We start from the raw sequence: 20508 nt of genomic DNA, 5'->3' as shown, positions 1-20508 counted from the left end.
GGATTTCCCCATGACCTCCGCAGTGATTGTTTCCACCGCCCGCACCCCGCTCGCCAAGAGCTGGAAGGGTTCCTTCAACATGACGCACGGCGCCACCCTGGGCGGCCATGCCGTGCAGCACGCCGTGCAGCGCGCCGGCATCGACGGTGCCGACGTGGACGACGTCATCATGGGTTGCGCCACGCCCGAAGGCGCCACGGGCAGCAACATCGCACGCCAGATCGCGCTCAAGGCCGGCCTGCCCATTACCGCCTCCGGTGTCACGGTCAACCGCTTTTGCTCGTCTGGCCTGCAGACCATTGCGATGGCTGCGCAGCGCGTCATCGCGGGTGAGGCCGATGTTTTCGTGGCCGGTGGTGTCGAGAGCATTTCGTGCGTGCAGCAGGAGATGAACCTGCACATGATCCAGGACCTGGCCCTGGCCAAGCAAAAGCCCGAAATCTACTGGAGCATGCTGCAGACCGCCGAGCAAGTGGCCAAGCGCTACAACATCGGCCGCGAAGCCATGGACGAGTACGGTGCGGGCAGCCAGCAAAAGGCCTGCGCGGCCCAGGCTGCCGGCCTGTTCGATGCCGAAATCGCCCCCATCACGGTGACGGCCGGTGTGGCCGACAAGACCCTCGGCCTGATCACCAAGCAGGTCACCGTGAGCAAAGACGAAGGCACGCGTGAAGGCACCACGGTAGAGGCTATCAGCGGCCTGCGCTCGGCACTGCCGGGCGGTCTGATCTCTGCAGGCAATGCCAGCCAGTTCAGCGATGGCGCCGGTGCCTGCGTGATTGCCAGCGAAGAGTACGCCAGCAAGAAGGGCCTCAAGCCCCTGGGCCGGTTCCTCGGCTTTGCAGTGGCCGGCTGCGAGCCTGACGAAATGGGCATTGGCCCAGTGTTCGCCGTGCCCAAGGTGCTCAAGAAGCTCGGCCTCACGGTGCAGGACATCGACCTGTGGGAGCTGAACGAGGCTTTTGCCGTGCAGGTGCTGTACTGCCGCGACAAGCTGGGCATCCCGGCTGACCGCCTGAACGTGAACGGCGGCGCCATCGCCCTGGGCCACCCCTACGGTGTGTCGGGCCAGCGCCTTACGGGCCATGCGCTGATCGAAGGCAAGCGCCGCGGCGCCAAGAAGGTGTGCGTGACGATGTGCATTGGCGGCGGCATGGGCGCAGCCGGCATCTTCGAAGTGTTCTGAGCCATGGCCGGAGAGCCTTTGAACCTGGCGCCCGGCAGCCCTTCGGCGGCCGATTCGCCCGAGGCTTTCCTGGCACGTGGCCGCGCGGTGCTGGCTAGCCAGTCGTTCAGCACCCTGATTGGTGCGCACCTGCACGCGCTGGCCCCCGGCCAGTGCGAGCTGCATGTGCCGATCACGCCCAGCCTGCTGCAGCAGCATGGTTTTGCGCACGGTGGCGTGGTCAGCTATGCGGCCGACAACGCGCTGACCTACGCTGGCGGGACGGCCATGCGGGTGCCGGTGATCACGTCCGAGTTCAAGATCAACTATGTGCGCCCCGCCGTGGGCGAGCTGCTGATTGCACGCGCCCACGCCGTGCACCACGGCCGCACGCAGGCGGTGTGCCGCTGCGATGTGTTTGCGGTGGATGGCGGCGTTGAAAAGCTGTGCGCCGTGGCGCAGGGCACCATCGTCGCGCTGCCGCCGCGTGAAGGCAGTAAGCCCCCTGGTACGGCCAGTGACGTCAGCGCCCAGGCGGCCGGCCGCCCTGACTGACTGCTGGCGTAAGCGACTTGAGCATGCCCCATGTTCCACCGGGATGCTTTCACTCCTTTTTTCATAGCTGAAGGTGCTTATTCCGTAAGCGCCTCAGCCCACTTTTGCCCTGAAATACCATGAGCCTTCGCCCCACCGTCGACTTTCTGCTGTACCAGTGGCTTCAGGCTGCGCAACTGCCCGAGCGTGAGCGTTTCAGCGACCACTCGCGCGACACTTTCGATGCCGTGCTTGACACCTGCGAGCGCATCGCCCGCGAGAAGTACGCGCCCTTCAACCGCACGGTCGATACGCAAGAGCCACACTTTGACGGCGAGAAGGTGACGCTGCCCCAGTGCACGCACGATGCGCAAAAGGCGTATGCCGCGTCCGGCATGCTCAGCGCGGCGCAGGATTACGACATTGGCGGCATGCAGCTGCCCTACACCGTGGAGGCGGCGGCCAACAGCTTTTTTGCAGCAGCTTCGGTCAGCATCGGATCGGGCCTGCTCACGGTGGGCAATGCCAACCTGCTGATGGTGCACGGCACCGAGCTGCAAAAGAAGGTGTTTGCGCTCAATGAATTTTCAGGCCGCTTCTCGGGCACCATGTGCCTGTCGGAGCCGCAGGCGGGCTCGTCGCTGAGCGACGTGGCCACGCGCGCCGTGCCTGATGGCGAGGGGTTCGAGGCGGACCCCCTGGGACCACGCTACCGCCTCAAGGGCAACAAGATGTGGATCTCGGCTGGTGAGCATGAGCTGACCGACAACATCATCCATCTGGTGCTGGCCAAGATTCCCGGGCCTGATGGCAAGCTGGTGCCCGGCACCAGGGGCATCTCGCTCTTCATCGTGCCCAAAAAGCTGGTGGATACCGAAGGCAACCTCACCGGCGTGCGCAACGATGTGGCGCTGGCGGGCCTGAACCACAAGCTGGGCTGGCGCGGCACCACCAACACGCTGCTCAACTTTGGCGAAGGTAAGTACCCGGTGGACGGGCAGGCCGGTGCTGTGGGCTACCTGGTGGGCGAGGCCGGCAAGGGCCTGCAATGCATGTTCCACATGATGAACGAGGCCCGCATCGGTGTCGGCATGGCCGCCACCATGCTCGGCCTGGCCGGCTACTACGCCAGCCTGGACTACGCACGCAACCGCCCGCAGGGCCGCCCGGTGCAGGGCCCCAAGGCGGCTGCCGGTGCCGCCCCGGCAGTGGTCAAGGATGCCGCGCAGCCACAGGTGCGCATCATCGAACACGCCGACGTCAAGCGCATGCTCTTGGCGCAAAAGGCCTACGGTGAAGGCGCGCTGGCGCTCAACCTGTACTGCGCGCGGCTGGTGGATGAAATGCACACCGGCGAGGCCGCGGTGGCCGACGACGCCCGCATGCTGCTGGAAGTGCTCACGCCCATCGCCAAGAGCTGGCCCAGCGAGTGGTGCCTGGAGGCCAACAGCCTGGCCATCCAGATCCACGGCGGCTACGGCTACACGCGCGACTTCCCGGTGGAACAGTACTGGCGCGACAACCGCCTGAACATGATCCACGAAGGCACCCACGGCATCCAGGCGATGGACCTGCTGGGCCGCAAGGTCCTGATGGAAGGCGGCCGTGGCCTGACGCTGCTGGCCGGTCGCATCAATACCACCATCGAGCGCGCCATCCAGGTGCCCGCGCTGGCCGCGCACGCGAATGCGCTGGGTGCAGCGCTGCAGCAGGTGGGCGCAGCCACCAAGGCGGCCTGGGCCACCGGCCAGCCGGCCGATGCGCTGGCCAATGCCGTGCCGTACATGCAGGCGTTTGGGCATACGGTGCTGGCCTGGATCTGGCTCGACGTCGCGTTGGCCGCACTGGCCGCCGATGCAGACCAGGCGCAGACCTCCACCGCCGGGCGCATCGGTGCCATGCGCTATTTCTTCCATTACGAGCTGCCCAAGATTGGCGCCTGGCTGCAGGTGGTGAGCACCCGCGACGACACCTGCGCAGCCTTCCCCGAAGATGCGTTCTGACATGGCTGCACCGCAAACCCTGCAGCGCCTGCAGACGCTCATCTGGGTGCTGATCTATGGCGGCCTGCTCACGCTGGTGCTGGGCATTGCTACGGCCCGATCCGATCGCGCACTGGGCTGGACGCTGGCCGTGGCCGGTGGCCTGGCAGCTGCGGTAGGCGTGGTGCTGATTGCAGTGCGCGCGCGCCTCAAGCCAGACGCGGGGGGCTGAGGCTGCCGCTGCGCCGCTCGGGTCCGCAGGTTGCAATATGTGCCTGAAGGCGGGGCAGGGCGGTAACGCTGCGGTGGAGCCGCCCAAGCGACACTGCACGCGGCACAGCCACCGCACAATGCCGCAAGCGTATGCAGCGCGCAATCGAGGGCTTACCGATGTAGGTCCAACCGCGCTGGCCCAGTAACCACCGACAACAAAACATTCAACGCAAGGAGACACCATGACCACACGCACCATCCAGCAACTGTTTGACCTGACCGGCAAGACGGCCCTCGTGACCGGCGGCTCGCGCGGCCTGGGCCTGCAACTGGCGCATGCGCTGGGTGAGGCCGGCGCGCGCATCATGCTCAGTTCGCGCAAGGCATCCGACCTGGAAGAGGCCGCCGCCGATCTGCAGGCCGCAGGCATCGACGCCCGCTGGATCGCGGCCGACTGCGCCAACGAGGCCGACATCCGCCGCCTGGCGGACGAGACGCTCGAGCGCATGGGCGGCGTGGACATCCTGGTCAACAACGCCGGTGCTGCCTGGGGCTCGCCCGCCGAGGACCACCCGGTGGCCGCGTGGGACAAGGTGATGAACCTCAACGTGCGCGGCTACTTCATCCTGAGTCAGCACATCGCCAAGCACAGCATGATCGCGCGCAAGAGCGGCAGCATCATCAACGTGGCGTCCATCGCCGGCCTGGGCGGCAACCCCAAGGGCATGAACACCATTGCTTACAACACCTCCAAGGGGGCGGTGATCAACTTCACCCGTGCACTCGCGGCCGAATGGGGCAAGTACAACATCCGCGTCAACGCCATCTGCCCGGGCTTTTTCCCCAGCAAGATGACGGTGGGCACGCTGAAGGCCATGGGCGAAGAGGCGCTGGCCGCCCACGCCCCGCTGGGCCGCCTGGGCGACGATGAGGATCTGAAGGGCCTGTGCGCGCTGTACGCGTCGGACGCGGGCAAGCACATTACCGGCCAGTGGCTGGCGGTGGATGGTGGGGTGAGTATCGTGACAGGTGGGTGAGCATCCCCCTGAGCGGCTGCGCCGCTTCCCCCTTCTCTCGGCTTCGCCGGGAAGGTGGACGCAGCCCTCGCTGCGGGGCGGCCCTTGCTCGGCTGCCCTCGCCAGGGCCGCGCCAGTTTTTGCGTTCCGTGTTTTGAGGAAAACGTCTTGATCAGTTTTGGTGTCGAAATCCCGTTTGTCAGCCACCTGGGCTTCACGCTGCATCGCATGGAGGGCGGCGAGTCCGAGCTGCGCTACGAGGCCAAGCCCGAGCATCTGAATTCGTTCGAGGTGACGCACGGCGGGGCGTCGATGACGCTGCTGGATGTGACCATGGCCACGGCGGCGCGCAGCGTGACGCCCGAGATGGGCGTGGTCACCATCGAGATGAAGACGAGCTTCATGCAGCCCGCCCGCGGCCCGCTGGTGGCCAAGGGGCGGCTCATTCACCGCACGGCGACCATGGCGTTCACCGAAGGCACGGTGTACGACGCCCAGGGCAAGGTATGCAGCCATGCCACCGGAACCTTCAAGTACGTGCGCCGCCTGCCGGTGGACAGCCGCAGCGCCAACGGGCTCAAGGTGATTTCGACCGATTGAGCCGGTTCTATGGTCAAAACAGCCGCTAGCGCATTATTCATATGGGTTGGCAGCTATCATTTTTATAGTATTCATTCCTGAAGGAGCTTTTTCATGCCACGCAACCAGCAAATCGTTCTCGACAACCGCCCGCAGGGCGAGGCCGTGGCCAGCAACTTCAAGCTGGTCGCCACCGACACGCCGGCGCTGAAGGATGGCGAGGTGCTGGTGCGCCACCACTACCTGAGCCTGGACCCGTACATGCGCGGCCGCATGAACGAGAGCAAGAGCTACGCCGCGTCGCAAGGCCTGGGCGAAGTGATGATTGGCGGTACCGTGGGCGAGGTGGCCGAGAGCAAGCACACCAAATACGCCGTTGGCGACAAGGTGGTGGGCATGGGCGGCTGGCAGGAATACAGCGTGGTCGACGGCAACGCCGTGGGTGCGCTGCGCAAGGTCGACACCACCCATGTGCCGCTGTCGCACTACCTGGGCGCAGTCGGCATGCCCGGTGTGACGGCCTGGTATGGCCTGGTCAAGATCATTGCGCCCAAGGCGGGCGAAACCGTGGTGGTGAGCGCCGCCACGGGCGCCGTGGGCAGCGCGTTTGCCGCCCTGGCCAAGGCCCGCGGCTGCCGCGTGGTGGGCATTGCGGGCGGCCCCGACAAGTGCAAGTACGCCACCGAGGAACTCGGCTTTGACGTGTGCATCGACCACCGCGAGCACGGCGATCTCAAGTCCATGTCCAAGGCCCTGAAGGAAGCGTGCCCGAACGGCATCGACGGCTATTTTGAAAACGTGGGCGGCTACATCCTGGATGCGGTCCTGTTGCGTTCCAACGCCTTCGCGCGCGTCGCGGTGTGCGGAATGATCGCCGGCTACGATGGCCAGCCACTGCCGATGCAGAACCCCGCGCTCATCCTCATCAACCGCATGAAGGTCGAGGGCTTCATCGTGAGCGAGCACATGGAAGTGTGGCCCGAGGCGCTGAAGGAACTGGGCATGCTGGTGGGCACCGGCAAGCTGCGCCCGCGCGAGACCGTGGCCGAGGGCATTGCCGCGGCACCCGAAGCCTTCCTGGGCTTGCTCAAGGGCAAGAACTTCGGCAAGCAGCTCGTCAAACTGATCTGAACATGGGCAGCGCGGCGCCGAATCTTCGCTGGGTCTGGGCCCGCTTTGATGACCTGGGCGTGCACGCCCTGCACGATGCGCTCGCGCTGCGCTGCAAGGTCTTCATTCTGGAGCAGGGCCCTTACCAGGACCCGGACGCGGCGGACAAGCAGTCGTACCACCTGCTGGGCTACAACGCGGCAGGCGCATTGCAAGCCTGTCTGCGTGTGGCGGACCCGGGGGTGAACTACCCCGAGCCTTCCATCGGCCGCGTGGTCACCGCCAGGGAGGCGCGGGGCAATGGCACGGGCCGGGCGCTGATGCAGGAGGGCATTGCGCGCTGCCACCAGACATGGCCGGGGCAGGGCATTCGCATCAGCGCGCAGGCCCACCTGCAGCTCTTCTACGGCAGCCTGGGCTTTGTGGCGGTGTCCGGCGAATACCTCGAAGACGACATTCCCCACGTCGAGATGCTGAAAAGCGCGTGAAGCCGCACGCCCCAAGGAGCCGCCATGACGCCAATGCCCGTTGCCTCCCTCGCCCGCACCCATGACGTGTTCAACCAGAGCACGACCTGGGCCGATGTGAACCTGTTCACCACCAACGCGCCGCTGCAATCTGCATTGCGCCTGCATGCTCCGGGCCTGCCTCTGGATGGCCTCACGGCGCTGGGGGCCGAGATGGGTTCGGCCGACATGCAGACGCATGCGCGCCTGGCCAACACGCACAAGCCGCAGCTGCGCACGCATGACCGCTTCGGTCACCGCACCGATGTGGTGGAGTTCCACCCCAGCTACCACGCGCTGATGGGCGCGGCCCTGCGCCACGGCCTGCACGCCACGCCCTGGACGCGGCAGAACACCGCCCATGCCCACCTGGAGCGCGCGGCGGGCTTCATGCTGTTTACGGAAGCAGAGCCTTCGGTGCTGTGCCCGGTGTCGATGAGCTATGCCGTGACGCCAGCGCTGCGTGGCAACGCCGCCGTGTGGGCCGACTGGAGCCAGGGGCTTACAGGCACCCAATACGACCCCCGTCTGGCCCTGTACTCGCAAAAATCTGCGCTCACCATGGGCATGGGCATGACCGAGAAGCAGGGCGGATCGGACGTGCGGGCCAACACCACGCAGGCCGTGCCCGATGGCGAGGACGCGTGGGGTGCGCGCTACCGGCTGACGGGGCACAAATGGTTTTTCTCGGCACCCATGTGCGACGCCTTTCTGGTGCTGGCGCAGGCGCCGGGCGGGCTCACCTGCTTTTTCCTGCCCCGCGTGCTGCCGGACGACACGGTGAACTCCGTCCGCATCCAGCGCCTCAAAGACAAGCTGGGCAATCACGCCAACGCCAGCTCCGAGGTCGAGTTCATCGACGCCATGGCCTGGCGCGTGGGCGAGGAGGGCCGGGGCGTGGCGCAGATCCTGGAGATGGGCACCATGACGCGGCTCGACTGCGCTCTTGGCACCAGCGGCCTCATGCGCCAGGCACTGAGCATTGCGCTGCACCACACGCGCCAGCGCTCGGCCTTTGGCAAGAAGCTCATCGAGCAGCCGCTGATGCGCAACGTGCTGGCCGACCTGGCGCTGGAAAGCGAAGCGGCTACCGCTCTTTCGATGAGGCTCGCCAGCGCGTTTGACAGAAAGGATCAGAGCGAGCACGAAGCCATCATGGCCCGCCTGCTCACGCCGGTGGCCAAGTTCTGGGTCTGCAAGCGCGGCAGCGTGTTTGCGCAAGAGGCCATGGAATGCCTGGGCGGCAACGGCTACGTGGAAGAGGGCGGCGAAGGCGTGATGGCCCGCATCTACCGCGAGATGCCGCTCAACTCCATCTGGGAAGGCGCAGGCAACATCATGGCGCTTGATCTGATGCGCGCCGTGCGCCGCGCCGACACCGCCGCCGCGCTGGCCGCAGAGCTGGCGCCAGCACGCGGCTCCCACCCAGCGCTGGATCGCCTGGCAGGCGCACTGCCGCTGCGCGTGGACGCCATGACCACCGAGGCCGAGGCCCGTCGCCTGGCGCAGGACGTGGCCCTGGCCATGCAGGCTGCGCTGCTGCTGCGCAGTGCGCCTGGTGCTGTGTTCCGCGCCTTCTGCGACTCGCGTTTGTCCGGCGACTGGGGCTACAGCTTTGGCACGCTGGGCGCGGGCGTCAATCTGGACGCCATCCTGTCGCGCGCACTCCCGGCCTGATCGGGCCTGACATTTTTTTTGGAGACCTCCATGTCCCACCTCATCCTGCACCACTACCCCTCGTCGCCGTTCTCCGAAAAGATCCGCCTGGCGCTGGGCTACAAGCAACTGGCCTGGAAGTCGGTCATCATCCCCAGCGTCATGCCCAAGCCCGACGTGGTGGCGCTCACGGGCGGCTACCGCAAGACGCCATTCCTGCAGATCGGTGCCGACATCTACTGCGACTCGGCCCTGATCTGCGATGTGCTGGAGCACGAGCAGCCAGAGCCGGTGTTGTACCCGCCTCACCTCAAGGGCGTGGTCCGTGTGTTTGCCCAGTGGGCCGACACCACGCTGTTCTGGGCTGCCATGGCCTACAACCTGCAGCCCAAAGGCGCCGCCGTGCTGTTTGCGCAGCTGCCCGCCGAAGCGGCCCAGGTGTTTGCTGCCGACCGCCGCGCCATGAGCGGCGGCATGCAGCGCCACCGGCCCGAAGACGCCACCGCCGCCTACCGCTCGTACCTGCGCCGCATCGCCCACATGGTCGAAGAGCACGATTTCCTGTTTGGCACCGAACCCTGCGTGGCCGACTTTGCCGCCTACCACCCGCTGTGGTTCACGCGCCAGTGCGTGCCGCTGATGTCGGAGATCTTTGCCGCCACCCCCGCCGTGCTGGAGTGGATGGACCGCATGGCCGCCGTGGGCCATGGCCGCATGGAGAAGTTCAGTGCGCAGGACGCGATCACCGTGGCGGCCGGCACCGAGCCCTTGCCGCTGGTGGGCGACGTGTTTCAGGACGAGCACGGCATCCCGCTGGGCAGTCAGGTCACGATTGCGGCCGAGAGCTTTGGCACCGAGCCGACCGAAGGCGAACTGATCGCCGCCACCCGCACCCGCTACACGCTGCGTCGCACCGACCCGCGCGCGGGCACGGTGCATGTGCACTTTCCGCGCATCGGTTATGCGCTGCGAGCTGTGGCGGCCTGAGGGACTTTTGCTCTTCAGTACTGCCCTGCAAAACCACACCACACAAGACCCACCGCGTTTACCCCACCGGTTCGGGCTGAACCTGTCGAAGCCAGGGCACAGCGTAAAGAGCCCTGCTACACGCTCAGGGCCAACGCTGCAAAAGGCCAGCGCCTCCACTGATTCACGGATCGACCCCAACCACATACCTCCAGGAGACAAAAACCATGATCGACAACTTTTCCGGCAAAACCGCCGTTCTTACCGGCGCTGGCTCGGGCTTTGGCCTGGAATGCGCGCGCATTGGCGCCAGGCTGGGTATGAACCTTGTCCTCATCGACGTGCAGCAGGACGCCCTGGACGCAGCCGCCGCCGAGGCGCAGGCCGCAGGCAGCCAGGTGCTGGCCCGCAAGGTCGATGTATCGAACGCCGCGCAGATGGAGCAGCTGGCCGCCGATGTGCAGCAGCGCTTTGGTGCGCCGCACCTGGTTTTCAACAACGCCGGCGTGGGCGCGGGCGGCCTGGTCTGGGAAAACTCGGTGAAGGACTGGGAATGGGTGCTGGGCGTGAACCTGATGGGCGTGGTGCACGGCGTGCGCCTGTTCACGCCCATGATGCTGGCTGCCGCCAAGGCCGACCCCGCCTGGCGTGGCCACATCGTCAACACGGCCAGCATGGCGGGGCTGCTCAATGCACCCAACATGGGCATCTATAACGTCAGCAAGCATGCCGTGGTCAGCCTGTCGGAAACGCTCTACCAGGACTTGTCGCTGGTCACCGACCAGATCAGCGCCAGCGTGCTGTGCCCCTATTTCGTGCCCACGGGTATCAGCCAGAGCCACCGCAACCGGCCGCAGGACCTGGCGGTCGAAAAGCCCACCAAGAGCCAGCTGATTGGCCAGGCGATGAGCGACAAGGCGGTGTCCAGCGGCAAGGTCACGGCGGCCGAGGTGGCGCAGAAGGTGTTTGACGCAGCGGCCCAGCGCCAGTTCTACATCTACAGCCACCCCAAGGCCCTGGCCTCGGTCCAGACACGGATGGAAGACGTCGTGATGATGCGTAACCCCACCGACCCGTTTGCAGGCAAGCCAGAGTTGGGTGCCCAGTTGCGCACTGCGCTGCGCGCCGACTGATGACACAGGCGTTGTGAAGCCAGCCAGCACGGCGCCGGGCCCTGCCGTAACCGCCGCCCTAGTGTGCGGCGGTTACGGCCATCGGTTGTTCGATACCGCTTTTGGCCGCTGCGGCATCGCCTGGGCGCCGGGCGGCATCCAGGCCGTGCAGCTGCCCGAGGCCAGCGATGACGACACGCTGACACGGCTTTTTCGCAACGCACCCGCGCAATGTGCTGACGGCGGTCAGCCAGCGCCCGCCGCAGTGCTGGCCGCGATCGACGGTGTGCAGGCACTGCTGGCCGGCGAGCCGCGTGATCTGCGCGACGTGGCGCTTGACCACTCGCGCCTGTCGCCGTTCCAGCAGCGCGTGTATGACATCACGCGCCGCATACCGCCTGGCACCACCGTGGAGTACGCCGATGTGGCCCGCGCGCTGGGCGAGCCCGGTGCTGCACGCGCTGTGGGGCGGGCCCTGGGCATGAACCCGTTCGCGCCCGTGGTGCCCTGCCACCGGGTGCTGGCCAGGGGCGGGCAGCCCGGCGGCTTTTCCGCCGAGGGCGGCGCGGCCACCAAGCTGCGCATGCTCGCCATCGAGGGCGCACTGGGCCACGCGGGGCTGCCGCTGTTTGGTGTCCCGGACCATTCGTGACGAGGCGCGCCGCAGCGCCCCACCATTGCACGGGCTGCTCCGGATGTGAGGACATGTAGCCTGGTGTTACATTGTTTCGCACACCTGCTGCCGCCCCATACCACCGTCTGCAAACATCCGCCCGCACATGCCCACTGAGCGCCACCGGCTCATCCGTATGCTCTTCGACGAATACATCGCGATGTACGCCCACCGTGACGCACGGCTGCTCTCGCGTTTCGGCGACGGCTTCAGCGGTTTTACCGGCAGTGGCGACGAGATCGTGAAAGAGCGCAGCCGTTGGGTGGATCTCACGCTGGAGGATTTCGCGGTGGTGCCCGGGCACATCCGCATCGAGATGCTGGATTTCCACCCGCAGGACCTGGCGCCTGATCTGGTGGCCGCCACCGGTTTTTTTCACATCCACCTGCCTGAGCCCGACGTGAGCTTTGCCAGCCAGACCGCGCGGCTGGTGCTGGTGTTCCGCCTTGAAGCGGCCGACGACTGGAAGATTGTGCACAGCAGCATCTCGATTCCGCACGGCACCGCGGCCCCGGGCAATGATGCGACGCTGGACGAGCTGTACTGGCGCAACCGCGACCTGCAGGTGCAGCTGGACGAGCGCACCAAAGCCCTGGCCGAAGTCAAGGCGCGAAGCGAGCAGGTGGCGCACACCGATGCGCTGACGGGGCTTCCCAACCGGCGCCACTTCGATGCGATGCTGGCAGCAGGTTGGGCCCACGCCCAACGCGCTGCGGCGCCCCTGGCGCTGGTGATGATGGATGCCGACGCCTTCAAGTCCTTCAACACGCACTACGGCCGCCTGGCGGGCGACAGCTGCCTGCAGGCGCTGGCCACCGCGCTGTCGCAAGCCGCGGCGCAAGACCCGCGTGGCGCGGTGGCCGCGCGGTGGGAAGGCGATGTTTTCATGGTGCTGATGCCGGGCTCCGATGGCCCTGCATCGCTGTCCTTTGCGCAGACGGTGCACGCTGCCATCGACGCACTGGCGCTGCCGCACGAGGGCAGCGCACAGGGGCGGGTCACCGCAAGCCTGGGCGTTGCCAGCATGGTCGCGCTGCGCGAGCAGCCACCGCAGGATCTGCTGCGTGCCGCGGACCGAGCGCTGCGGCAGGCCAAACAACGCGGCGGGCATTGCATTGAAGTGGCGCCGGGCAGCTCGCCCGCGGACTGACGACAGCGCGCTCAGGAACCTGCCCGGCAATTGACCCACGGTTGTGGCCCGGTGGGCCCGCTGCGACAGCCTAGGCCGCAGCAGTCCTGAACTTTCCCGCTGGCCTTGTTGAGGCCTCACCGAGGCATAGCAGGTGGCTTGCCGCGGGCCGTGCCGCGGGGCCCCAGCGCGTGGATGAGGGCAGGCACCTGGCCCGGGATCTCCCTTGCAAGGTACCCCAGGGTGCCGTGCGCCTCGGCCAGTGCAGCCCCGGCCCGGGCGTGCAGCAGCACACCCCAGGCGCAGGCATGCAGCGGCCCGGCCCCGCGGGCCGCCAGCCCGCCTATCAACCCAGCCAGCGTGTCGCCCGAGCCTGAGGTGGCCAGCCCGGGTGTGCCGCCGTCAAAACGCAGCGTGGCGCCATCCGGTTGTGCCACAAACGTGGTTGCGCCTTTGAGCGCCACGCAGGCGCCCCAGCGGGCCGCCCATGCACGGGCTGTGGCCAGCGCATCGGCCTGCACGGCCTCCTTGGTCAGTCCGGTCAGGTGGGCCATCTCGCCCGCGTGAGGCGTCATCACCACCGGCTGCTCAAAGGTCTGCAGGCCCGCGATGGACATCGCAAAAGCATCCAGTACGACCGTGCTCTGGCGGAAAAGGGGCAGCAGCGCGCCCACAAAGGCCACACTGTGGGCTTCGTCCTGCATGCCAGGGCCCAGCACCACCGCGCTCACGCGCTCGCCCAGCGGAGCCAGCCGGTCACAGTCGCGGGTAGAAAAACCGCCCGTTCGTGTGGTGGCCAGCCCAATCACGCGGGCTTCGGGGATCGCCAGAGCCAGCCCCTGCGCCACCTGCTCCGGTGCGGCGATGATGAGCTTGCCTGCACCCGCGCGCAATGCAGCCGTGGCGGCCAGCAGGGCGGCGCCAGGCATCTCCTGGCTGCCGGCCACTACCAGCACTTGGCCCCGGTCCTCCTTGTCTGCATCGCGTGCGGTTTCGGGCAGCGGCCAGCGGGCCAGCAGTTCTTCAGTCAGCGCGCGCGGGCGCCCTGGGCGGTGAGGCTTTTCGCCGTTGGCAGGCGAGGGCGGCTTCATGGCTTGGGTGCGCTGGGCGCATCTGGGGACCGGGTCACGGGGGTGGCCGCCTCACGCAGCGGTGCGAGGAAATTGGCCTGCACCAGCTGCATGCCGCCCGCGCCGGGGGCGTCGCCATCCTGCGCACGGTAGATGGTCACGGCGCAGTTGGGCACATCGCCCTGGCGGTCAATCTCCAGGATGCGCTGCTCGTCCATCTGCTCGATCAGGTAGCGCATGCAGTTGACGATGACCTGGTGTGCCACCACCAGCACGCGCTGGCCCCCGTATTCGCGGGTGATCATCTCCTGCAGGCTGCGCAGCCGCAGGATTACGTCACACCAACTCTCACCCCCAGGTGGCCGAAAGTAAAACTTGCCCACATGGGTCCGCTGCGCATGCAATTGCGCGTGTTGCTGCTGGATGCCAAAGCGGGTAAGCCGGTCAAGAATGCCGAATTCCTTCTCGCGCAACCGCTCGTCCAGCCGTAGCGTCACATGCTCCAGCCGGCTGTGCCGGGCAACGAGCTTGGCGGTTTCGAGCGCCCGCACATATGGCGAGCACAAAATGACTTCTGGCTGGGTGTGCGCTGGCTGGCGCCCGAACCATTCGCCCAGTGCCACTGACTGGTCGTGCCCCAGCTCTGACAGCGGCACGTCGATATCGCGCCAGGCAATGTCGATGGTCGCCAGCCCCGCCGCCTCAGCCGCATCGCGCGCCACGTTGCCCGCACTTTGCCCATGGCGCACCACCCACAACCAGTCGGGCCAGCGGACCTGCATGGGCACGGTCAGCCGTTCTGGGCCGAGCGGGTGGCAGTGGAATAGGGGCCTGTGGCCTGCGTCGGCGTGGCGTGGCCGGACACAGCAGCTGGAGCGCTTGCACCTGGGTTGCCGGCCCTTGAAGCGGTGCTGGCCTGAACGGACTGGGCGCGGTCATGGCCCTCGGTGCGATTTTTGTTCCACCGGTTGCCGCTCTGTGGCGCCAGCAACGAACCCAGCTTCCCGAGCACGCCGTCTTGGCCAGACGCGGCACGCGCTACCAGTGCTGCGCCGGCAGCGCGCCCCAGCGTGCGGCTGATCCAGCTGCGACTGCGGCCCGAGCGCTGCATCAGCAATACGCCTGCGCCAAACACCAGCCAGTGTTCCCCCGGAAAACCGGGCCGGGTCTTGTCCCGCTGCTGTGCGTCACGAAGAGGATTTTGGTTGGTCATATCGATGCTGCCTGCGTTGCATTAAGAGGCTTTCATCGTGTGACATGACCGGGGCAGCGGCTGTCAGTGTGCAGTTTCTGCGCAGGTGATCTGCGTCCTACAAGGCAAGAGGCCTTGCCCAGCGAGATGCCGCAACACCGCGCTTGGTGCTTCGCCGGGCATACCCGCCGCCTGTGCGCCAACGGCGCCCTACGCCGCTGTGGCGTCCGGTGTGCCCCGCTCCCCCAGGGCCAGCACCACCGCCTCTGCCAGCGCCCGCGCCGACAACGGCGCGCAGCCCTCGGCATGGTTGCTGATGGCGACATAGGCCGGCTGCCCCGCGCTGGTAGCGCCTGCAATGACGCGTGCCAAGGCGTCGCGCGTGGCCACATCGGGGTGCACCATGCGGTCGTAGGGCGCATAGGCCTGCTCTGCAGTTTCGTAGCCGTAAGGCCCGTGCACCGGATTCAGGTTCCACCGGCACACCAGCGGGCGTGGCCAAAGGGCACGCACTACCGGCAGCTGCTCGGCTAGGGGCGGCATCTTGGCGTGCAGGCCCAGGCAGTAGGTGGCGCCGGTGTCGCGCAGCACGGCGGCAAAGTCGGGTGTGAGCCACTCAGGGTCGCGCACTTCCACGGCCAGCACGCCCCCCGGTGCCCTCTCCGACACCCGTGGCTGGGCGGCCAGCATGGCGTGCAGACGCGCCAGCACCTCGTGCATGCGATCAAGCTGCGCCAGCGGCAGGGGGCTGAGCTGGAACACCAGCGCGCCGATCTTGTGGCCCAGGCCCTGCAGCGCGGGCTCCACAAATTCCGTGCGTGCCAAATGGGGGTCGAGGAACGCCGTGTTGGGCTGGCGCCCCCGGCCGTCCTCGCTGCGCACCAGCGCATCGGTGACCAGGCTGGGCGCCTTCACCACAAAGCGGAAGTTGTCGGGCACCTGTGATGCGTAGCGCTCGTATTCGCTCACCGTGAGCGGGCGGTAGAAGCCCCGGTCGATGCTGACGGTGCGAAAAAGCGGGTGCTGCGCGTACACCGCCAGGCCCTGGCGTGACAGCTGGGACTCGGACGGGCTGCCTTCCCACACCAGGCCCTGCCAGCCCGGATACGTCCAGGACGAAGTACCCAGGTGGGCGAGCGGTGGCAGGGCCGCGCCCAGCGTCAGCAGCGCGTCGTCAAACAGTGCTGGCGCCACGGCTGCGGCAGTGCGCTTGCGTGGAGCCGGCGCATCCTGCGGGCCTGCGAGGGCGTTGCGAGGCTGTTCCGCGGCTTTGGGAGGAGAGGGCGGTGGTGTCGGGAGAGCCCCGCCAAACAGGTCGTCTTGCATGCGGTCAGGTCAGCGGGAGCCAGCTGATTGCGTCGTTACGAGGGGCCATGCAGGGCATCCGTATCTGCCGGGGCGATGGGAGCAGGTCATCGGGTTTCGCCCGTTTCGGGGGCTGCAAACAGCCCGCCTTCGTCCAGCAGTTCGTAGGCAATGTCCGGGCATCGGTCCATGCTCTTGCGGATGGCCGCAGGGATGGACTGCCGCGTTTTGCGGCACAGGCCGGGTTGCTCCAGCACCAGCAGGGTGATACCGCGCACGGTACGAACCTCGCGCGGGCCCGGTGCGATGGCGATGCGGATGCCCAGCTGCTGCTCCATGCGCTGCTGCATGTGGCGCAGGTCGGCCAGGCTGGTCAGGTTCTCCAGCCGCTGCACCAGCACCTTCTCTTGCGCACTGGTGAGCTGCAGGATGCGCAGGTCTGCGCCGGGCGTCTGCAGCAGCTCGTCGCGCTGGCAGACGCAGGCGCCTGGCGGGCATTCGGTGCGGATGATGAAGGGAACTGTGTTCATGGCGAAGTGCAGGCGGCTGGCGCTGCGCTGCCATTCTAGAAGTGGCGCTGCGGGAGCGTAGGCAGCGTTTTCAGCAGGGCGGAGCCGCCCGCCGGGCCGGTGGATTGCCCATTTCGAAGGCGGTTGCCCGCCCCCGGGGAGCCCGCGGGCGCTGTGGCAAACTCCCGCGCTTCGTGTCTTGTTTGAGTCTCAGAGAGTTCGCCACACATGCAGCAGATCGTCCGGCAGCTGGCCGCAGAAATCAAAGTCAGTGAACAACAGGTGCGGGCAGCCGTGGAGCTGCTCGATGGCGGTGCCACAGTGCCCTTCATCGCGCGCTACCGCAAGGAAGTGACAGGAGGCCTTGACGACATCCAGCTGCGCGAGCTCGAAGCCCGCCTGTCGTACCTGCGCGAACTGGATGACCGCCGTGCCACGGTGCTCAAGAGCATTGACGAGCAGGGCAAGCTGACCGACGCCCTGCGCGCCGCGATTGCTGCCGCGCCTACCAAGCAGGAGCTGGAAGACATCTACCTGCCCTTTAAGCAAAAGCGCCGCACCAAAGGCCAGATTGCGCGCGAGTTCGGTATCGAGCCGCTGGCCGACAAGCTGTTTGCCGACCCCACGCTGGACCCCGCCGCAGAGGCTGCAGCCTTCACCCGTCCGCCCGAAGTGCTGGATGACGGCAAGCCGGGCGCAGACTTCTCCACCGTGCCCGCCGTGCTCGACGGCGTGCGCGACATCCTCTCCGAGCGCTGGGCCGAAGACCCGGCGCTGGTGCAGAGCCTGCGCGAATGGCTGTGGGCCGAAGGCCTGCTGCGCAGCAAGAAGGTGGATGACAAGAACGAGAACGACCCGGAAGTTTCCAAGTTCCGCGACTACTTTGAATACGACGAACCCATTGGCCGTGTGCCATCGCACCGCGCGCTGGCCGTGTTCCGCGGCCGGGGCCTGGAGATCCTGGAAGCCAAGCTGGTGCTGCCGGTGGAGCCTGAGCCCGGAAAGCCCAGCCTGGCCGAAGGCAAGATTGCCCTGCACCTGGGATGGAGCCACGCGGGCCGCAAGGCCGACGACCTGATCCGCAAGTGCGTGGCCTGGACCTGGCGCGTCAAGCTCAGCCTCTCGACCGAGCGCGACCTGTTTGCCCGCCTGCGCGACGACGCCGAGAAGGTGGCGATCAAGGTGTTTGCCGACAACCTGCGCGACCTGCTGCTGGCGGCGCCTGCCGGCCCGCGCGTGGTGATGGGGCTGGACCCCGGCATCCGCACCGGCGTGAAGGTGGCCGTGGTGGATGCCACCGGCAAGCTGGTGGAAACCGCCACCGTATACCCCCACGAGCCCCGCCGCGACTGGGAAGGCTCGCTGCACACGCTGGCCAAGCTTGCCGAGAAGCACGGCGTGAATCTGATTGCGATTGGCAACGGCACCGCCAGCCGCGAGACCGACAAGCTGGCCGCCGACCTGATCAAGCTGGCCGCCAAGGCGGACCGTGCGATTGAAAAAGTGGTGGTGAGCGAGGCCGGTGCGTCGGTCTACAGCGCCAGCGAATACGCCTCGCAGGAGATGCCCGATGTGGACGTGAGCCTGCGCGGGGCCGCTTCCATTGCCCGCCGTCTGCAGGACCCGCTGGCCGAACTGGTCAAGATCGACCCCAAGAGCATCGGCGTGGGCCAGTACCAGCACGACGTGAATCAGAGCGAGCTGGCGCGCACGCTGGGCACCGTGGTCGAAGACTGCGTGAACTCGGTGGGCGTGGACCTGAACACGGCCAGTGTGCCCTTGCTCAGCCGCGTGTCCGGCCTGTCGGGCAGCGTGGCCAAGGCGGTGGTGCGCTGGCGCGAGGCCAATGGCGCTTTCAAGAGCCGCAAGCAGCTGATGGACGTGGCGGGTCTGGGTGCCAAGACGTTTGAGCAGAGCGCGGGCTTCTTGCGCATCCGCGGGGGCGACAACCCGCTGGACATGACCGGCGTGCACCCGGAGACCTACCCTGTGGTCGAGCAGATCATGGAAAAGACGGGCAAGCCGGTGGCCGAGATCATGGGCCGCACCGACATGCTCAAGACCTTGAAGCCCGAGCTGTTTGCCAACGAGAAGTTTGGCGTGATCACCGTCAAGGACATCCTGGCCGAACTGGAAAAGCCCGGCCGCGACCCGCGCCCGGACTTCAAGGTGGCGCGCTTCAACGACGGCGTCGAAGACATCAAGGACTTGAAGGAAGGAATGATCCTGGAGGGCACCGTGAGCAACGTGGCCCAGTTCGGCGCCTTCATCGACCTGGGCGTACACCAGGACGGCCTGGTGCATGTGAGCCAGCTGGCCCACAAGTTTGTGAACGACGCGCGCGAAGTGGTCAAGACCGGCGACATCGTCAAGGTCAAGGTCATGGAAGTGGATGTGGAGCGCAAGCGCATCGGCCTGTCGATGAAGCTGGGCGATGCACCGCCGCGCCAGGGCGGCGACCGCGGTGCGCCGCGGGACAACCGATTTGAAGGCGCAGGCCGCGGCTACGCGCAGCCACAGCGCCGCGCCCCCGAGCCCTCGCAGCAGTCGGCCATGGCTTCTGCCTTTGCCAAGCTGCAACAGACAAAGGGCAGGTGAGCGTGCCACCGGGCCTTTGCACGCATGAAAAGCCAGACGTGCGCTGCAGAGCGCCCGTGGCCGCTAATGTGGGCGCAACGCTGATTCGTGCAGTACTCCATAGGGCCAACCCTTGCGATGCAGGCGCGCGCAGAGGGCCATAATCGGCCGCAAGGGGTTCAAGGCAGCCCGACTCCTGTGTTGCTTGGGGGTGGCCCCGGGTGGCAGGCACCCGTCGGCATCGGTCCGCGACAAGCCGCTGTGTGCGGCGCGGAGCTGGGTTTATCACAACGCAACCATCCCCTTATCACGACGCCCGAAACGATGGAGTTGAAAGCACTGCTGGCATACCCCGTGGCCCTGCCCAGCTTGCCGCGGGCCGTGGCGTTGCTGATGAGCGAGCTTGCACAACCCGAGCCCAGCCTGCGGCGACTCAACCAGTTCTTTGGTACCGATCCGGCGCTGGCTGCGCGTCTGCTGGAACTGGCAAATTCGCCCGCGTTCCAGGTGCCGCGCCAGATCGCGGGCATACCCGAGGCGCTGGCCCTGCTGGGCACGCCACAGCTGCGCGCCCTCGTGTCCACCGCCACGCTGGGCACAACGTCGCGTTCCGTCCCGGGTGTGAACATGCAGCAGTTCTGGCGCTACAGCCTCAACACGGCCAAGCTGGCACGTTCGCTGGCGGGCCTTGTGCGCCAGAACCAGATCGCCGCGTATTCAGCCGGGCTGCTGCACGCGGTGGGCGAGCTGGCCCTGCACCTGGCCGATCCCGATCGCACGCAGTCTGTGAACACGCTGGTGGCGCCATTGGACTTGCGGCGCGCCAAGATCGAGCAGCGGCTGCTGGGCTACTGCTATGCCGACGTCACGGCTGGCCTGGCCCGGCGCTGGCAGCTGCCGGAGGTGGTGGTCGATGCACTGCAGCACCAGAACGCACCGTTTGAAAGCAACGCCTACGAGCCGCTGGGCGGCGTGATCCACCTGGCCGCCTGGCGCGCCCGCGCCCGCGAGGCCGAGCTGGGTGAAAAGGAACTGGCGGTGTCGTTTCCGGGCGAGGTGGGCCTGACGCTGGGGCTCGACATCGACATGGTGCTGCAGCAGGACCCCATCGACTGGACCGCGCGGCCCGACGGCGACGACTACGTCGTCTGAGAGTGTTGGCGGCGACTGTGGCGACGCGTTGGCAGCGGGGCAGATTCATCGCCATGCGACAC

General features: G+C 67.0%; 20 protein-coding genes. 15 read left to right on the top strand and 5 right to left on the bottom strand.

The window, feature by feature from the left end:
- Nucleotides 1-10: 10 nt before the first annotated feature.
- The 13 genes from ACTPOI_RS21355 to ACTPOI_RS21295 all read left to right on the top strand — a co-directional run bounded on the left by ACTPOI_RS21355 (nt 11) and on the right by ACTPOI_RS21295 (nt 12662).
- Nucleotides 11-1186, top strand: a complete 1176-nt coding sequence (locus tag ACTPOI_RS21355; RefSeq protein ID WP_440112500.1) for an acetyl-CoA C-acyltransferase — start codon at nt 11-13, stop codon at nt 1184-1186.
- Between the two features lie 3 nt (nt 1187-1189).
- On the top strand, nt 1190-1720 hold the full coding sequence (locus tag ACTPOI_RS21350) for a PaaI family thioesterase (RefSeq protein ID WP_440112498.1): 531 nt from the start codon (nt 1190-1192) through the stop codon (nt 1718-1720).
- A gap of 119 nt (nt 1721-1839) precedes the next feature.
- Complete coding sequence (locus tag ACTPOI_RS21345; RefSeq protein WP_440112496.1) at nt 1840-3702, top strand: acyl-CoA dehydrogenase; 1863 nt, start codon at nt 1840-1842, stop codon at nt 3700-3702.
- Nucleotide 3703: 1 nt separating this feature from the next.
- Nucleotides 3704-3913: a hypothetical protein gene (locus ACTPOI_RS21340; RefSeq protein ID WP_440112494.1), complete on the top strand. Its 210-nt coding sequence runs from the start codon at nt 3704-3706 to the stop codon at nt 3911-3913.
- 223 nt (nt 3914-4136) lie between these two features.
- Nucleotides 4137-4931: an SDR family oxidoreductase gene (locus ACTPOI_RS21335; RefSeq protein WP_440112492.1), complete on the top strand. Its 795-nt coding sequence runs from the start codon at nt 4137-4139 to the stop codon at nt 4929-4931.
- Between the two features lie 147 nt (nt 4932-5078).
- Nucleotides 5079-5510 carry a PaaI family thioesterase gene (locus ACTPOI_RS21330; RefSeq protein ID WP_300454685.1) on the top strand — a complete coding sequence of 144 codons (432 nt, stop codon included), beginning with the start codon at nt 5079-5081 and terminating at the stop codon, nt 5508-5510.
- Between the two features lie 93 nt (nt 5511-5603).
- Complete coding sequence (locus ACTPOI_RS21325; protein WP_440112489.1) at nt 5604-6620, top strand: NADP-dependent oxidoreductase; 1017 nt, start codon at nt 5604-5606, stop codon at nt 6618-6620.
- 2 nt (nt 6621-6622) lie between these two features.
- On the top strand, nt 6623-7087 hold the full coding sequence (locus ACTPOI_RS21320; RefSeq protein ID WP_440112487.1) for a GNAT family N-acetyltransferase: 465 nt from the start codon (nt 6623-6625) through the stop codon (nt 7085-7087).
- 24 nt (nt 7088-7111) lie between these two features.
- A complete protein-coding gene (locus ACTPOI_RS21315; RefSeq protein ID WP_440112485.1) occupies nt 7112-8782 on the top strand; it encodes an isovaleryl-CoA dehydrogenase in 1671 nt (556 codons plus the stop codon).
- A 30-nt stretch (nt 8783-8812) separates the two neighbouring features.
- The gene (locus ACTPOI_RS21310; RefSeq protein ID WP_440112483.1) at nt 8813-9748 is read left to right on the top strand and encodes a glutathione S-transferase family protein; all 936 of its coding nucleotides are present in this window, start codon (nt 8813-8815) and stop codon (nt 9746-9748) included.
- Between the two features lie 206 nt (nt 9749-9954).
- Nucleotides 9955-10860 carry an SDR family oxidoreductase gene (locus ACTPOI_RS21305; RefSeq protein WP_440112481.1) on the top strand — a complete coding sequence of 302 codons (906 nt, stop codon included), beginning with the start codon at nt 9955-9957 and terminating at the stop codon, nt 10858-10860.
- A gap of 85 nt (nt 10861-10945) precedes the next feature.
- The gene (locus tag ACTPOI_RS21300) at nt 10946-11491 is read left to right on the top strand and encodes a methylated-DNA--[protein]-cysteine S-methyltransferase (RefSeq protein ID WP_440112479.1); all 546 of its coding nucleotides are present in this window, start codon (nt 10946-10948) and stop codon (nt 11489-11491) included.
- A gap of 127 nt (nt 11492-11618) precedes the next feature.
- Entirely contained in the window at nt 11619-12662 is a 1044-nt protein-coding gene (locus tag ACTPOI_RS21295) for a diguanylate cyclase domain-containing protein (RefSeq protein ID WP_440112477.1), read from the top strand.
- 116 nt (nt 12663-12778) lie between these two features.
- Here the strand turns inward: ACTPOI_RS21295 and ACTPOI_RS21290 are convergent, their stop codons facing one another.
- From ACTPOI_RS21290 to ACTPOI_RS21270, 5 genes are all read right to left on the bottom strand, one after another.
- Nucleotides 12779-13732, bottom strand: coding sequence for an NAD(P)H-hydrate dehydratase (locus ACTPOI_RS21290; protein ID WP_440112475.1), 954 nt, complete (start codon nt 13730-13732; stop codon nt 12779-12781).
- Nucleotides 13729-14493: a histidine phosphatase family protein gene (locus ACTPOI_RS21285; RefSeq protein WP_440112473.1), complete on the bottom strand. Its 765-nt coding sequence runs from the start codon at nt 14491-14493 to the stop codon at nt 13729-13731. The genes ACTPOI_RS21290 and ACTPOI_RS21285 overlap by 4 nt, the downstream gene beginning before the upstream one ends.
- An 8-nt stretch (nt 14494-14501) precedes the next feature.
- Nucleotides 14502-14924, bottom strand: coding sequence for a hypothetical protein (locus tag ACTPOI_RS21280; protein ID WP_440112471.1), 423 nt, complete (start codon nt 14922-14924; stop codon nt 14502-14504).
- A gap of 189 nt (nt 14925-15113) precedes the next feature.
- Entirely contained in the window at nt 15114-16229 is a 1116-nt protein-coding gene (locus tag ACTPOI_RS21275) for a DUF72 domain-containing protein (protein WP_440112470.1), read from the bottom strand.
- Nucleotides 16230-16315: 86 nt separating this feature from the next.
- A complete protein-coding gene (locus ACTPOI_RS21270; protein ID WP_440112468.1) occupies nt 16316-16738 on the bottom strand; it encodes a hypothetical protein in 423 nt (140 codons plus the stop codon).
- Between the two features lie 207 nt (nt 16739-16945).
- On the opposite strand from ACTPOI_RS21270, the gene ACTPOI_RS21265 reads away from it, so the two are divergent.
- Both ACTPOI_RS21265 and ACTPOI_RS21260 read left to right on the top strand, forming a co-directional pair.
- The gene (locus tag ACTPOI_RS21265; protein WP_440112466.1) at nt 16946-19315 is read left to right on the top strand and encodes a Tex family protein; all 2370 of its coding nucleotides are present in this window, start codon (nt 16946-16948) and stop codon (nt 19313-19315) included.
- A gap of 303 nt (nt 19316-19618) precedes the next feature.
- Complete coding sequence (locus tag ACTPOI_RS21260; RefSeq protein ID WP_440112464.1) at nt 19619-20446, top strand: HDOD domain-containing protein; 828 nt, start codon at nt 19619-19621, stop codon at nt 20444-20446.
- Nucleotides 20447-20508: the final 62 nt, after the last annotated feature.

It is taken from the genome of Acidovorax sp. BL-A-41-H1, from assembly GCF_051942715.1.
The sequence above is the reverse complement of the archived record's forward strand: the minus strand, read 5'-3'. Positions and strand labels throughout refer to the sequence as shown.